11 protein-coding genes are annotated in these 14,021 nt (G+C 73.9%); 6 read left to right on the forward strand and 5 right to left on the reverse strand.

Features of this window, described 5'->3' with window-relative positions; all coding sequences use genetic code 11:
- Positions 1-507 precede the first annotated feature (507 nt).
- Together AB0R04_RS29155 and AB0R04_RS29160 are read left to right on the forward strand one after the other, a co-directional pair.
- Positions 508-1,692, forward strand: coding sequence for an NAD(P)/FAD-dependent oxidoreductase (locus AB0R04_RS29155; RefSeq protein WP_363376468.1), 1,185 nt, complete (start codon positions 508-510; stop codon positions 1,690-1,692).
- A gap of 33 nt (positions 1,693-1,725) precedes the next feature.
- Positions 1,726-2,412, forward strand: a complete 687-nt coding sequence (locus tag AB0R04_RS29160; protein WP_363376470.1) for a TetR/AcrR family transcriptional regulator C-terminal domain-containing protein — start codon at positions 1,726-1,728, stop codon at positions 2,410-2,412.
- A 31-nt stretch (positions 2,413-2,443) separates the two neighbouring features.
- On the opposite strand, the gene AB0R04_RS29165 is transcribed toward AB0R04_RS29160, so the two are convergent.
- Positions 2,444-3,355, reverse strand: a complete 912-nt coding sequence (locus AB0R04_RS29165; RefSeq protein WP_063346233.1) for a LysR family transcriptional regulator — start codon at positions 3,353-3,355, stop codon at positions 2,444-2,446.
- Between the two features lie 230 nt (positions 3,356-3,585).
- Here AB0R04_RS29165 and AB0R04_RS29170 point away from each other — a divergent pair, with 230 nt between their 5' ends.
- On the forward strand, positions 3,586-4,980 hold the full coding sequence (locus AB0R04_RS29170) for a hypothetical protein (protein ID WP_363376473.1): 1,395 nt from the start codon (positions 3,586-3,588) through the stop codon (positions 4,978-4,980).
- A 153-nt stretch (positions 4,981-5,133) separates the two neighbouring features.
- Positions 5,134-6,705 (forward strand): hypothetical protein, encoded by a 1,572-nt coding sequence (locus tag AB0R04_RS29175; RefSeq protein ID WP_363376475.1) that lies wholly within the window; start codon positions 5,134-5,136, stop codon positions 6,703-6,705.
- A 234-nt stretch (positions 6,706-6,939) separates the two neighbouring features.
- On the opposite strand, the gene AB0R04_RS29180 is transcribed toward AB0R04_RS29175, so the two are convergent.
- Complete coding sequence (locus AB0R04_RS29180) at positions 6,940-8,133, reverse strand: glycine C-acetyltransferase (protein WP_063346236.1); 1,194 nt, start codon at positions 8,131-8,133, stop codon at positions 6,940-6,942.
- A gap of 32 nt (positions 8,134-8,165) precedes the next feature.
- On the reverse strand, positions 8,166-9,194 hold the full coding sequence (tdh, locus tag AB0R04_RS29185; RefSeq protein ID WP_063346237.1) for an L-threonine 3-dehydrogenase: 1,029 nt from the start codon (positions 9,192-9,194) through the stop codon (positions 8,166-8,168).
- A gap of 468 nt (positions 9,195-9,662) precedes the next feature.
- On the opposite strand from tdh, the gene AB0R04_RS29190 reads away from it, so the two are divergent.
- Positions 9,663-11,075, forward strand: a complete 1,413-nt coding sequence (locus AB0R04_RS29190; RefSeq protein ID WP_363376478.1) for a serine hydrolase domain-containing protein — start codon at positions 9,663-9,665, stop codon at positions 11,073-11,075.
- A gap of 89 nt (positions 11,076-11,164) precedes the next feature.
- Here the strand turns inward: AB0R04_RS29190 and AB0R04_RS29195 are convergent, their stop codons facing one another.
- The gene (locus AB0R04_RS29195; protein WP_363376480.1) at positions 11,165-12,226 is read right to left on the reverse strand and encodes an ATP-dependent DNA ligase; all 1,062 of its coding nucleotides are present in this window, start codon (positions 12,224-12,226) and stop codon (positions 11,165-11,167) included.
- A gap of 142 nt (positions 12,227-12,368) precedes the next feature.
- Here AB0R04_RS29195 and ligD point away from each other — a divergent pair, with 142 nt between their 5' ends.
- On the forward strand, positions 12,369-13,376 hold the full coding sequence (gene ligD / locus AB0R04_RS29200) for a non-homologous end-joining DNA ligase (protein WP_363376482.1): 1,008 nt from the start codon (positions 12,369-12,371) through the stop codon (positions 13,374-13,376).
- A gap of 9 nt (positions 13,377-13,385) precedes the next feature.
- Here ligD and AB0R04_RS29205 read toward each other — a convergent pair whose 3' ends face one another.
- Positions 13,386-13,907 (reverse strand): hypothetical protein, encoded by a 522-nt coding sequence (locus AB0R04_RS29205; protein WP_363376484.1) that lies wholly within the window; start codon positions 13,905-13,907, stop codon positions 13,386-13,388.
- Positions 13,908-14,021 lie beyond the last annotated feature (114 nt).

Below are 14,021 nucleotides of genomic sequence, written 5' to 3' on the forward strand. Positions count from 1 at the left end.
ACTCTTGGGACATGCTCGGACGGGTGCTGGCGTGCCCGGACGTCGGGCGTACCTCGCACCTCGCTATCGAATTGGCGGCAGCGGGCCGCCGTAACCCCTCTTCCTCGGCGGCCGCGACGGACCACCACCCCACCCACTCGTGAGACGGACCACCACCACCCACTCGTGAGGGAACAACAGCCGTGACCAGTTGCCAGGAACCCGAGAACGGGCCGACCGCGAAGGGGGGCCGGGCCCGTCCGGCGCAACCGGTAATCCCACGTCCACGGCCTCCCGTCAGCTGGTTCTCCGGCACCGAGTCTGCCCGCCTCGTCTCGCGGCGCGCCAGTGATCCCGCCATGTCCGGATCGTGAAGTTCTCACACTCCCGTCCGGTGGGATCCCGGGTTGTCCGGTTGGCCGCTCCAGGGGACGAACTTGTTCGTTACGAACATGTTCGTTACCGTGGAGGGGCGGGCGGCGAACCCGCGCCGACCGACACGGACCGATACCGACCCAAGGAATGGCCATGACCGTCCAGCACGTTCCCGTCGCCGTCATCGGAGCCGGGCTCGGGGGCCTCGTGCTCGCCCGGGTCCTGCACGTCCACGGCATCCGGGCCGCCGTCTTCGACCTGGAGCCCTCGCCCGAGGCCCGCACCCAGGGCGGCCTGCTCGACATCCACGACGACTCCGGCCAGCGGGCCCTGCACGACGCCGGGCTGCACGACCGGTTCCTGGCCCTGGTCCACGCGGGCGGCGAGGCCCTGCGGGTGGTGGGGCCGGACGGAGCCGTCCGGCTGGAGCAGGAGGACGACGGCACCGGCGGCCGCCCCGAGGTCGACCGGGGCCGCCTGCGCGACCTGTTGCTGGACTCCCTGCCCGCCGGCACCGTGCACTGGGGCCGGAAGGTGGTCCGCACCCACGCGCTGGGCGACGGCCGCCACCAGGTCGCCTTCGCCGACGGCACGGCCGTCACCACGGACCTGCTGGTCGGGGCGGACGGCGCGTGGTCCCGGATCCGGCCGCTGCTGTCCGACGCCCGGCCCGCCTACACCGGGATCTCCTTCGTCGAGGCCGACCTGCACGACGCGGACACCCGGCACCCCGAGGCGGCCGCCCTGGTCGGCGGCGGGTTCTTCCTCTCCGTGGCCGAGGGTCGCGGCTTCCTCGCCCACCGCGAGGGCGACGGCAGCATCCACGTCTACACCGCCGTCCGGGCCGGCGAGGACTGGCTGGACGGCATCGACACCACCGCCCCCGACACCGCCAAGGCGGCCGTGCTGGCCGGCTTCGACGGCTGGGCCGACGGCCTGCGGGCCCTGCTCGCCGACGCCGACGGCGACCTGGTCGCGCGCCGGATCCACGCCCTGCCCGTCGGCCACCGCTGGGACCGCACCCCCGGCGTCACCCTGCTCGGCGACGCCGCCCACCTGATGTCCCCGTTCGCCGGCGAGGGCGCCAACCTCGCCATGCTCGACGGCGCCGAACTCGGCAAGGCCCTCGCCCACCACCCCGGCGACCCCGAGGCCGCCCTGACCGCCTACGAGCGCGCCCTCTTCCCGCGCAGCGAGGCCTCGGCCGCCGCCTCCGCCGCCAGCCTGGAGCTGATGTTCGGCCCCGACGGCCTCCAGGGCCTGCTCGACCAGTTCACCGCCCCGGCCCAGCCCGCCCCGGACCAGCCCGCCCCGGCGGGCACACCCTCGGCGAACTAGTTCGTCACGAACACGGTCGCTAGGCTGGCCGGTATGACGAGCTCCCCCTCCCGACCCCGCAGCCGCCGCGAGCGGCCGGCGAAGCCCGCGCTGAGCCACGAGGCGATCGTCGCCGCCGCCGTACGGGTGCTGGAGGCGGAGGGCCTGCCACGGGTGACCATGCGGCGGCTGGCCCAGGAGCTGGACACCGGGCCTGCCTCGCTGTACGTGTACGTGGCCAACGCCGCGGAACTGCACGCCGCGATCCTGGAGGAGTTCCTCGGGGAGGTGGACCTGAGCCCGGTGACGGCGGCCGGGGACTGGCGCGAGCGGTTGGCCGCCGTCCTCAACTCCTGTACCGGGGTGCTGTTCCGGCACCCTGCGCTCGCCCACGCCGCACTGGTGGCGAGGCCGTCCGGGCCGCACTACCTGGCCCTGGTGGAGGCGGTCCTGGCCCTGCTGCACGAGGGCGGGGTGCCGGACGGGCAGGCGGCCTGGGGCGTGGACGTGCTGCTCCAGGTGGCCACCGCCACCGCCGCCGAGCAGTCCGCCCGGCAGGGCGAGCAGGCGGAGCGGGAACACGGCGCGCTCACCGACGCGCTCCGCGCGGCGCCCGCCGCCGCCTACCCGAGGATCGCCGCACTCGGGGACGACCTGGTGTCCGGGGCGCCGGAGGACCGGCTGTCCTGGATGTTCCGGGTGGTCGTCAACGGCACGCGCACGACGCCCCGACCCGCCTGAGCCCAGGCGCCGAGCGCAGACCGGTCCGGGCTCAGGCGCCCGCCGCGGCCGCCTCGGCGAGGGCGTCCAGGACCGGGCGGATCAGCGGGTGCCCGTCGGCGCCGGCCCGGACGGCGGCGAAGACCCGGCGGGTGGCGAGTTCGCTGTCCACCGGCCGGACGGCGATCCGGCCGAGGTCGACGCCGCGCAACGCCGAGCGCGGCACGAGGGCGACGCCGGCGCCCGCCGAGGCGAGGGCGACGACGGCCCGGAAGTCGTCGGAGGAGTGCACCAGGCGCGGCTGGAAGCCGGCGTGCTCGCAGGCCAGCAGGACGACGTCGTGGCAGGGGTTGCCCGGGTAGGGGCCGATCCACCGCTCGTCGGCGAGGGCCGCGACGGCGAGCGGACCGCCGTCGGCGGCCAGCGGGTGGCCGAGCGGCAGCACCGCCTCGAACGGCTCGGCGTACAGCGGGACGCGGGTGAGCCGGGCGTCGTCGGCGCGCGGGGCGCCCCGGTACTCGACGGCCACCGCGAGGTCGGCCCGGCCGTCGAGGACCATCGGCAGGCTGGCGTCGCCCTCCGCGTCCAGCACCTTGAGCCGCACCCCGGGCGCCTGCGCGGCCAGCAGCCCGATCGCCGGGGCGAGGACGAGCGCGATGCCGGTGGCGAAGGAGGCGACGGTGACCTCGCCGGAGACGCCCGCGCTGTAGGCGGCGAGGTCGGCCTCGGCGCGCTCCAGCTGGGCGAGCACGGCGTCGGCGTGGCCGAGCAGGATCTCCCCGGCGGCGGTCAGCCGCACCCCGCGGCCCTCGCGGGCGAGCAGGTGGTGGCCGGTCTCCTGTTCCAGGGCGGCCAGCTGCTGGGAGACGGCGGAAGGGGTCAGGTAGAGGGCGGCCGCCGCGGCGGTCACGGTGCGGTGGTCCGCCACGGCCCGCAGGGTCCGCAGCCGTCGGGCGTCGATCACGGACCAATTCTGCCAGCGTGCCGGGACGATCCGGACCGGGCCCGGAGCCGGGGCGGGGTCCGGGCCTGGATTCGGGCCGGGGCCGCGTAAGGGGCGATACGACCGGTGGCGTATTTCCGGACGAGATCGCCTCGCCCGGTTGACCACCCGGCCCGGGCGGCGATTGGCTCTTCCCGAGCCGGGCCACGGGGGTGACGAGGGCCCGGCGCCGTCATCAGGGGAGGATGTCCATGACCACCGCACGAACCCGCCGTTGGCTGGCCCGCACCGCCGGCGTCCTGGTGGCCGCCGCCGTGGCCGGGGCCGCGATGCCCGCCGCCGAGGCCCGGCCGCTCAAGGGCGACACCTCCCGGGTGAGCGAGGGGCCCAAGGGCGAGCAGCTCGACGGCACCTCGTCCGCGCTCGGGCTGAGCGCCGACGGCCGCTCCGCGCTGTTCACCTCGACCGCGACCAACCTGCTGCCCGGGGCCGGCACCCCGAACTCGAACGAGGTCTACGTGCGGGACCTGCGCAACGGACACGTCGAGCGGGTCAGCGTCGCCGCCGACGGCTCCAAGCTGGACGCCGCCACCAACCAGGCCGCGATCAGCGGCGACGGCCGGTACGTGGCGTTCAGCACCGCCGCCACCAACGTGCTGCCCGGCCAGCCGAAGCACGGCAGCGACGTCTTCGTCCACGACCGCTGGACCGGCCGCACCGAGCTGATCACCGCCGCCGGCCCGGCGAGCACCGACGACCAGAGCATCCGCACCGCCGACAGCCCCACCCTCAGCTGGGACGGCCGCTTCGTCGCCTACGCCTCCAGCCGCACCGACCTCGCCCCGGGCGTGAAACGCGGCAAGAACAACATCTACGTCACCGACCGCTGGACGCACACCACCCGGCTGGTCACCTCCGGCACGGAGGGCGAGGGCGCCGACAACAACTCCTTCAGTCCGACGATCAGTGCGGACGGCTCGACGGTCGGCTTCGGCTCCCGGGCCGGGAACCTGCTCCCGGGCACTCCGGCCCCGACCCCGACCACCGACCCGACGCCCGGGGCCGGGGCACCCCAGCTGGCCGGGCCCAAGTTCTACCCGTACTACGTCTGGAAGGCCGGCACCGGCAAGATCGCCGGCGCCAGCCTGGACGACACCGGGGCCCTGAGCGACGGCGGCCGCGACGGCCGGCTCAGCCCGGACGGCCGCTACGCGATCTACAGCCTCCCGGTGTTCATCGGCGGGGCCCCCGCCCCGGCCCACGGCATCCGGATGGACGTGTACGTCCACGAGCTGGCCACCGGCAAGATCACCAAGGTCAACACCGACCTGCCGGGCACCACCGCCAAGTGGTCCTCGTCCGGTGGCGTCATGACGCTCGACGACCGCTGGGTCTACTTCGACTCCGCCGCCGAGAACCTCGTCCCCGACGACACCAACTCCGCCAGTGACGTGTTCCGCCGCGACCTGTGGACCGGGCGGATCGAGCGGATCAGCCTCACCCGGAGCGGCGGGCAGAGCACCGCCTCCTCCTACGGCCCGTACGTGGACGCCACCGGCGACACGGTGATCTTCGACGCCTCGGACGGCGACCTGGTGCCGGGTGACACCAACACCTTCCTGGACGTCTTCCTGCGCCGCCCGTGACGTCCTGACTCTCCTGCCGCATACGTCCGTTGACGTATTTTCGGCCGAGATCACCCGTGGGCGTTGACCACCGGCCCTCCCGACGATTGGCTCTCCCGAAAGCCCGTCGCCGGGAGGGAGCCCGGCCGGGCGATCCCCGGGGAGGCAGACGTCATGACACGCAGCACCCGTACCACCCGCAACCGGTGGCTGGCCGGCGGCGGCAGCATTCTCGCGGCCACCGCCGTACTCGCCGTGACCGCCGCACCCGCCCAGGCCGACCGGGCCGACCGGGCGCCGCGCGGCACCGTCCAGGTCAGCGTCGGGGTGAACGGCGCCGCGCCGGACAACCAGTCGTGGAGCCAGGCGATCAGCGCCAACGGCCGCTACGCCCTGTTCACCTCCTGGGCCACGAACCTGGTGTCCCAGCCCGCGAAGAGCGCCCGCGACGCCTACGTCCGCGACCTGAGGACCGGCCGCACCGAGCGGATCAACCTGGCCGCCGACGGCAGCGCGCTGAACGGCTTCACCGACAACGTCGCGATCAACGCCGACGGCCGCTACGTCGCCTTCGACAGCGACGCCGAGAACGTGGTGCCCGGCATGCAGGTCCAGGGGCGCGACGAGGTGTACGTCCGCGACCGGAAGACCGGCCGCACCGAGCTGATCAGCGGCGGACTCACCGGCACCGACACCGACAAGTTCCACGCCTCCTACGCGCCCTCGATCAGCGCGAACGGCCGCTACGTGGTCTTCGGCTCCAGCCGCAAGGACCTCGTCCCCGACCTCCAGGGCGGCGACCCCTCGCTGGCCAGGCCTTACACCTGGGACTACAACATCTACGTCACCGACCGCTGGACGGGGAAGACCAAGCTGGTGACCCGCGGCGTGGACGGCAAGCCGGGCGACGGCATGTCCCTCCACCCGACGATCAGCGCGGACGGCCGCACCATCGGCTTCACCTCCATGGCCGACAACCTGCTGCCCGCCGACCAGACCCCCGCCCCGGCCGCCGGGGGCGCCGCCGCCCCCGCCGACGTGGAGCTGGCCCCGGGCATCGCCCCGGCCCTGCCCCGCAGCGCACAGAAGGGCCTGGCCCCGAACCTGGCCCGGCCGGTGACCGCCCCCTACTACACCTACGACGTGGAGTCCGGCCGGATCTCCGCCGCCAGCCTCGACCTCGACGGCAAGCTCGGCGCCCCGAGCTTCGGCGCGACGATCAGCCCCGACGGGCGGCGCGCGATCTACGCCCTGCCCGAGCCCGGCGGGTCGACCGGCGGCCACCGGTTCCACACCGTGCTGTACGTCCGGGACCTCGGGAAGGGCACCGTGACGAAGATCAGCGGCGGCCTGCCCGGCACCACCTCGGTCGGCTCCTCCGACCACGCCCGGATCACCACCGACAACCGCTGGGTCTACTTCGCCTCCGCCGCCGACAACCTGGTGGCGGGCCCGCAGCACCCGGGCTGGGACGTCTACCGGCACGACCTGCGCACCGGCCGCACCGAGCGGGTCGCCACCGCCGCGGACGGCTCGCTCGGCAACGGCTCCTCGGCCGACCCGGTCGTGGACGCCCGCGGCCGCACGGTGGTGTTCAGCTCGACCAGCGGCAACCTGCTCGCCGGCACCGGCGGCCCGGCGACCACCGACTCCCAGGTCTTCGCCCGCGCCACCGCGCACCACGGCCACGGCGACGTCCAGGGCGACGACCAGGACCAGGACCAAGGCCAGGACAGCGACGACTGACCGTCAACCACCGCTCGCACCGTGAACCGCGTACGGGGGCGGGACGTCGGCCGGGCCGGCGTCCCGCCCCCGAAGCGGGAGGGTGGGGCAGATGGTTGGTGGGCCATGCGGTGGGGGCGGATCGATGCGCCCCCACCGCACGACGATGGTGAGCCCGCGGGCCGGTCCGGTTCCGAGCGGACCGGCCCGCGGGCAGCTCATGGGGCTGCCGGCTTACTCAGCGCCGGACAGGGCCTACTCGCCCAGCGCGGCGCGCGCGTCGACGAAGGCGGCGACGGCGCGCTCGACGTCCTCGGTGGAGTGCGCGGCGGACAGCTGCACCCGGATCCGGGCCTGGCCGTGCGGGACCACCGGGAACGAGAAGCCGATCACGTACACGCCGCGCTCCAGCAGCAGTTCGGCGAGCCGGCCGGCCTTGGCCGCGTCGCCGATCATCACCGGGGCGATCGGGTGGTCGCCCGGCAGGATCTCGAAGCCGGCCTCGGTCATCCTGCTGCGGAACAGCGCCGTGTTGGCCGCCAGCCGCTCGCGCAGCTCGTTGGACTGCTCGACCAGGTCGAGCACCTTCAGCGAGGCCGCCGCGATCACCGGGGCGAGCGAGTTGGAGAACAGGTACGGGCGGGAGCGCTGGCGCAGCAGGGCGACGATCTCCCGGCGGGCGGCGACGTAGCCGCCGGAGGCGCCGCCGAGCGCCTTGCCGAGGGTGCCGGTGATGATGTCCACGCGGTCCATCACGCCGTGCAGTTCGGGGGTGCCGCGGCCGCCGGGGCCGACGAAGCCGACGGCGTGCGAGTCGTCGACCATGACCATGGCGTCGTAGCGGTCGGCCAGGTCGCAGATCTCGCGCAGCGGGGCGACGTAGCCGTCCATCGAGAACACGCCGTCGGTGACGATCAGGCGGCGGCGGGCGTCCTGGGTCTCCTTGAGCTGCTGCTCCAGGTCGGCCAGGTCGCGGTTGGCGTAGCGGTGGCGGCGGGCCTTGCTGAGGCGGATGCCGTCGATGATGCTCGCGTGGTTGAGCGCGTCGGAGATGACGGCGTCGCGGTCGTCGAGCAGGGTCTCGAAGACGCCGCCGTTGGCGTCGAAGCAGGAGGAGTACAGGATGGTGTCCTCCTGGCCCAGGAAGGCCGAGAGCCGGTCCTCCAGCGCCTTGTGGACGTCCTGGGTGCCGCAGATGAAGCGCACCGAGGCCATGCCGTAGCCCCAGCGGTCCAGCGCGTCCTTGGCGGCGGCGAGCACCTCGGGGTGGTCGGCCAGGCCGAGGTAGTTGTTGGCGCAGAAGTTCAGCACCTCACCGGGGCGGCCGCCGCCGGTGACGGTGACCGCGGCGCTCTGCGGGGTGCCGATGACCCGCTCGGGCTTGAAGAGCCCGGCCTCGCGGATCTCGTCGAGGGTGATGGCGATGTCGGCGCGCACGTTGTCGAACACTGCGGACTCCTAACGAGGACGAACGGGGGGGCTCAGGCGGTCCAGTCGAGGATGATCTTGCCGCAGCGGCCGCTGGCGGCCTCGTCGAAGGCGGCCGCGAAGTCGTCGGCGGCGTACCGGCCGGTGATCACCGGGGCGAGGTCCAGCCCGCCCTCCAGCAGCACGGACATCGCGTACCAGGTCTCGAACATCTCGCGGCCGTAGATGCCCTTGATGGTGAGCATCGAGGTGACGACCGAGGCCCAGTCGATCGGGAACTGCTCGGCGGGCAGGCCGAGCACGGCGATCTTCCCGCCGTGGGTCATGTTGGCGATCATCGACTGCATCGCCTCGGGGCGGCCGGACATCTCCAGGCCGACGTCGAAGCCCTCGCGCAGGCCGAGCTTCTGCTGGCCCTCCTCGATGGTGTGCTCGGCGACGTTCAGCGCCAGCGTGACGCCGACCTCCCGGGCCAGGTCGAGGCGGTACGGGGAGACGTCGGTGATCATCACGTTGCGGGCGCCGGCGTGCTTGGCGACGGCAGCGGCCATGATGCCGATCGGGCCCGCGCCGGTGATCAGCACGTCCTCGCCGACCAGCGGGAAGGAGAGCGCGGTGTGGACGGCGTTGCCGAACGGGTCGAAGATCGCGGCCACGTCCAGGTCGACCGGCACCCGGTGCACCCAGACGTTGGAGGCGGGCAGGGCCACGTACTCGGCGAAGGCGCCGTCCCGGCCGACGCCGAGGCCGACCGTGTTGCGGCACAGGTGGCGGCGGCCGGCCTGGCAGTTGCGGCACTTGCCGCAGACCAGGTGGCCCTCGCCGCTGACCCGGTCGCCGACCGCGATGTCCGCGACGCCGGCGCCGATCTCGGCGACCTCGCCGACGAACTCGTGGCCGAGCACCAGCGGGGTCGTGATGGTCTGCTGGGCCCAGCCGTCCCAGTTGCGGATGTGCAGGTCGGTGCCGCAGATGCCGGTCCGCAGCACCTTGATCAGCACCTCGCCGGGGCCGATCTCCGGCTTCGGGACGTCCACCAGCCAGAGCCCGGGCTCGGCCTTCTGCTTGACGAGTGCCTTCACGGGCGACGGCTCCTGACGTGCGAGTGGGGCGGCCTTCGCGGGTGGGCAGGCCGAGTGGCCCCGGTGTGGCCGTTCCTGGCGGACGCGTTCCGGGCAGGCAGCAATCTGCCTGGTGAGAGCGGGTTCGGTCCATCGAGGAATTCTTAAGGGCGGCCACAGCTGGGCTAAACGATCGTGCCCGAGCTGGGGCCGGGGGCGGGTGCGGCATGCCGGTGCTCACCTGTTCGGCCGAGCGCGAGCCCGCTTCCGCGACACCAATCCCCCAGTGGGCAGCGGTCCTTGACAACACGGGAGGCGATGTGCGCCAGCCGGCCGGGGCAGTCGGCTGACCGCTGGGTCCGTTCGGGTCAGCCCCGCGGCGGCCGACGCGCGGGGCCGCACCGGCGGTGCTTACGGTGGCGGCGCTCCCCCGTCGGCCTCGTGGAGCAGCGCTCCGGGGCCGTCCGCCGCAGAGAGGCGCCTCGACCTATGACCACGATCCGACGGCCACACCCGGCCGCGTCCCGTTCCACCCGCCGAGCGGCCTGCGCCGCCCTGGTGCTGACCGGCCTGCTCGCGACCGCGGCCTGCTCCGGCGGGTCGCCGCCGAACCGGCCGGCCGGCGGCGCGGCCCTCACCGCCGAGCCGGCCGCGCTCAGCCCGTCCGCATCGGGCTCGGGCGCGGCCAGCGGCTCGGCCGGCGCGGTGGTGCCGCTGACCCCCGACGTCGCCAACCAGCTGGACGCCGCGATCAAGCAGGTGCTGGGCCAGACCTCCACCCCCGGCGTGATCGTCGGGATCACCACCCCCGACGGCAGCTACCAGCGGGCCTTCGGCCAGGCCGACAAGTCCGGCACCCCGATGTCGCCCGATCTGAACATGCGGATCGGCAGCGTGACCAAGACCTTCACGGCGACCGGCGTGCTGCGGCTGGTCGACCAGGGCAAGGTGGGCCTGGACGACCCGGTCTCCAAGTACGTGGACGGCGTGCCCGGCGGCGACAACATCACCATCCGCCAGCTCGCCGGGATGCGCAGCGGCCTGTTCCCGTACACCTCCGACCCGGACTTCGTGAACGCGCTGATCAGCGACCCGAACCGGGTGTTCACGCCCGACCAGCTGCTCGCCTACGGGTACAAGCACCCGGCGAACTTCCCGCCGGGCAGCAAGTTCCAGTACAGCAACAGCAACTACATCCTGCTCGGCAAGGTCATCGAGAAGGCCGGCGGGGAGCCCGTGGGCCAGTTCCTCAAGGACCAGGTGTTCAGCCAGGCCGGGCTGAACGGGACGGTCTTCCCGACCGACGCGACCTTCCCCGACCCGCACGCCCGCGGCTACACCGACCAGACGCCCAACGGCCATACCACGGACGCCACCGACTGGAACCCGTCCTGGGCCTGGTCGGCCGGGGCGGTCATCTCCAACCTCACCGACCTGCAGAACTGGGCGAAGTCCCTGGCCACCGGCTCCCTGCTGAAGCAGGACACCCAGTCCCAGCGGTTGAAGACCCAGCCGACCGGCGACCCCGGCGTCGGCTACGGCCTCGGGCTGTTCAACAACAACGGGTGGATCGGGCACAACGGCTCGCTGCCCGGTTACGAGACCGTGGCGGTGTACCTGCCGCAGTCCCAGGCCACCCTGGTGATCCTGCTCAACACCGATGTGCCGTACCGGGGTTCGGAGCCGTCCTCGCTGTTCGCGAAGGCGATCACGCAGATCGTCTCGCCGAAGAACGTCTACTCGATCCCGCCGATGAACACGGCCTCGCCGTCGGCCTCGTCCTCGGGGTCCGCGTCGCCGTCGCCGTCGCTCTCGCCCTCTGGATCGGGGTCGGCCTCGTCCCCGGCCTCGCCCGGCGCCCCGGGGTCCCCCTCCGGCGCGCCGACCACGGTCAACGCCTGAGCGCCAGACCGCCTGAACGTCTGAACGTCTGAACGCCAGACCCGCCGGAGGCCCGGCCCGGATCACCGGGCCGGGCCTCCGGCGCGCCGTCAGCTGCCCAGCACGCGGGCCAGATCGTAGGAGACGGGCTCCTCCAGCTGCGCGTAGGTGCAGCTCTCCGGCGTGCGGTCCGACCGCCAGCGGCGGAACTGCGCGGTGTGCCGGAAGCGGGTGCCCTCCATGTGGTCGTAGGCGACCTCGACCACCCGCTCGGGGCGCAGCGCGACCCAGGAGAGGTCCTTGCCACCGGTCCACCGGCTGACCGCGCCCGGCAGCCGGCCCTCGGCGTGCGCCGCCTCGTCCGCCCAGCCGCCCCACGGGTGGCGGGAGAGGTCGGTCATCCGCAACGGGGCGAGTTCCTCGGCGAGTTCGCGGCGGCGGGCCATCGAGAACGCGGCGCAGACGCCGACGTGCTGGAGCCGGCCCTCGGCGTCGTTGATGCCGAGCAGCAGCGAGCCGACCACCGGGCCGCTCTTGTGCTCGCGGTAGCCGGCCACCACGCAGTCGGCGGTGCGCTCGTGCTTGATCTTGAACATGGTCCGTTCGCCCGGCCGGTACGGCTGGTCCAGCGGCTTGGCCACCACGCCGTCCAGCCCGGCGCCCTCGTACTCGGCGAACCAGGTCTGCGCCACGTCCCGGTCGGTGGAGGCGGGGGCGGTGAACACCGGGTCGCGGGCGGCGCCGAGCGCCGTCTCCAGGGCCGCGCGGCGCACCGACAGCGGCTCGTCCAGCAGCGGGGCGTCACCGAGCGCGAGCAGGTCGAAGGCGATGAAGGAGGCGGGCGTCCGCTCCGCCAGCAGCCGCACCCGGCTGGCCGCCGGATGGATGCGCTCCAGCAGTTCCTCGAACCGCAGCCGGCCGTCCCGGGCGATCACCACCTCGCCGTCCAGCACGCAGCGCGGCGGCAGCTCCCGCCGCAGCGCGGCGACCAGCTCGGGGAAGTACCTGGTCAGCGGTTTGCCGGTGCGGCTGCCGAGCTCCACCTCGTCGCCGTCGCGGAACACGATCGTCCGGAAGCCGTCCCACTTGGCCTCGTACTGCATCCCCGGCGGGATCTTCGCCACCGACTTGGCGAGCATCGGCGCCACCGGCGGCATCACGGGCAGGTCCATGGCTCCGATCCTCGCGCGCACGGCCGGAAGACGCGCGACGAAAGGGCACACGAGGATCGGGCGCGCGACGAGAAGGCCCGCGACGAAGAGGGCCCGCGACGAAAAGGCGCGCGCGGGGCACGGCGCCCTTAGCGTGAGGGGCATGGGCTCAGCCGTGGAACTGGATGTCGCCGGGCGCAGCGTCCGGCTGTCGAACCCGGACAAGGTGTACTACCCCGAGCGCGGCTTCACCAAGCTGGACGTCGCGCAGTACTACCTGGCCGTCGCCGACGGGGTGCTGCGCGGACTGCGCGACCGGCCCACCACCCTGCAGCGCTTCCCGGACGGCGTGGACGGCGAGTTCTTCTACCAGAAACGCGCCCCCAAGGGCCTGCCGGACTGGCTGCCCACCGCCCGGATCAACTTCCCCAGCGGCCGCTCCGCCGACGAGATCTGCCCCACCGAGCCGGCCGCCGTGCTGTGGGCCGCCAACCTCGGCTGCCTCACCTTCCACCCCTGGCCGGTCCGCCGCTCCGACACCGAGCACGTCGACGAGCTGCGCATCGACCTCGACCCGCAGCCCGGCACCGACTTCCACGACGCCGTCCGCATCGCCCACGAACTGCGCGCCCTGCTGGAGGAGTACGGGCTGCGCGGCTGGCCCAAGTCCTCCGGCGGGCGCGGCCTGCACGTGTACGTCCCGCTGGTGCCCGAGTGGACCTTCACCGACGGCCGGCACGCGGTGATCGCCCTCGGCCGGGTGCTGGAGCAGCGCATGCCCGGGCAGGTCACCACCGCCTGGTGGAAGGAGGAGCGCGGCGAGCGGATCTTCGTCGACTACAACCAGATGGCCCGCGACCGCACCATCGCCTCCGCCTACTCCCTGCGCGCCCGCCCGCGCGCCACCGCCTCGACCCCGCTGCGCTGGGAGGAGCTCGACGACGCCTCCCCCGAGGACTTCGACCTGCGCACCGTCCCCGCCCGCTTCGCCGAACTCGGCGACCTGAACGCCGAGATGGACGGCCGGGCGTACCGGCTGGACGGCCTGCTGGAGCTGTACGACAAGCAGCTGCGCGACGAGGGCCTCGGCGAGCTCCCGTACCCGCCCGACCACCCCAAGGCGGCCGGCGAGCCGACCAGGGTGCAGCCGAGCCGGGCCCGGAAAGCGTAGGGCGTGTCTTCACACCCCCGTCATAGCCAGCACGAACCAGAGGACGCCGCCCAGCACCACCAGGGTGAACAGCAGGACGCCCCCGACCGCGCCGGAGAGCAGCAGCCCCCGGCCGACCCGCCGCTCGCGCAGGCCGACGCCGGTCAGCAGCACGCCCGCCACCCCCGGTGCCAGGGCCAGTGCCAGCAGCATCACCGTCCGCGCGACCTCGGCGTCCGACACCAGGTGGCACTCGTCGCCCTCGCACACCGCCCAGACGTCCTCGCCGACCGGCGCGCCCGCCCACATCCGGGCGTGCCCGTGCACCGGGCCGCCGCCGTCCGGGCGGAACGCGCCCCGGCAGTCCGAAGGGGGTGGGCCGTCCTCGTACGCCGGGATCAGACACCGCTCCGCCCGGAACGTCCCGGGCACCCCCACCAGGCCCGCCGCCTGCCCGAACTGCCGCACCGGCCCGCCCACCAGCCACCCGGCCAGCCACACCAGCAGCACCCCGGCCGCCACCGGCCCCCACCGCCGCACCGCCACCCCCATCGGCTCACCCCCGCTGGGGTGACGCCACCGACGGCCGGACGGTTGCACGGGCGGCCAAGCAGGCGACCAAGCGGGCGGCAGGGCGGCAGGGCGGCAGGGCGGCAGGGCGGCCAG

Origin of the sequence: Kitasatospora sp. NPDC056731 (assembly GCF_040687675.1) — a bacterium.
Taxonomy (GTDB): domain Bacteria; phylum Actinomycetota; class Actinomycetes; order Streptomycetales; family Streptomycetaceae; genus Kitasatospora.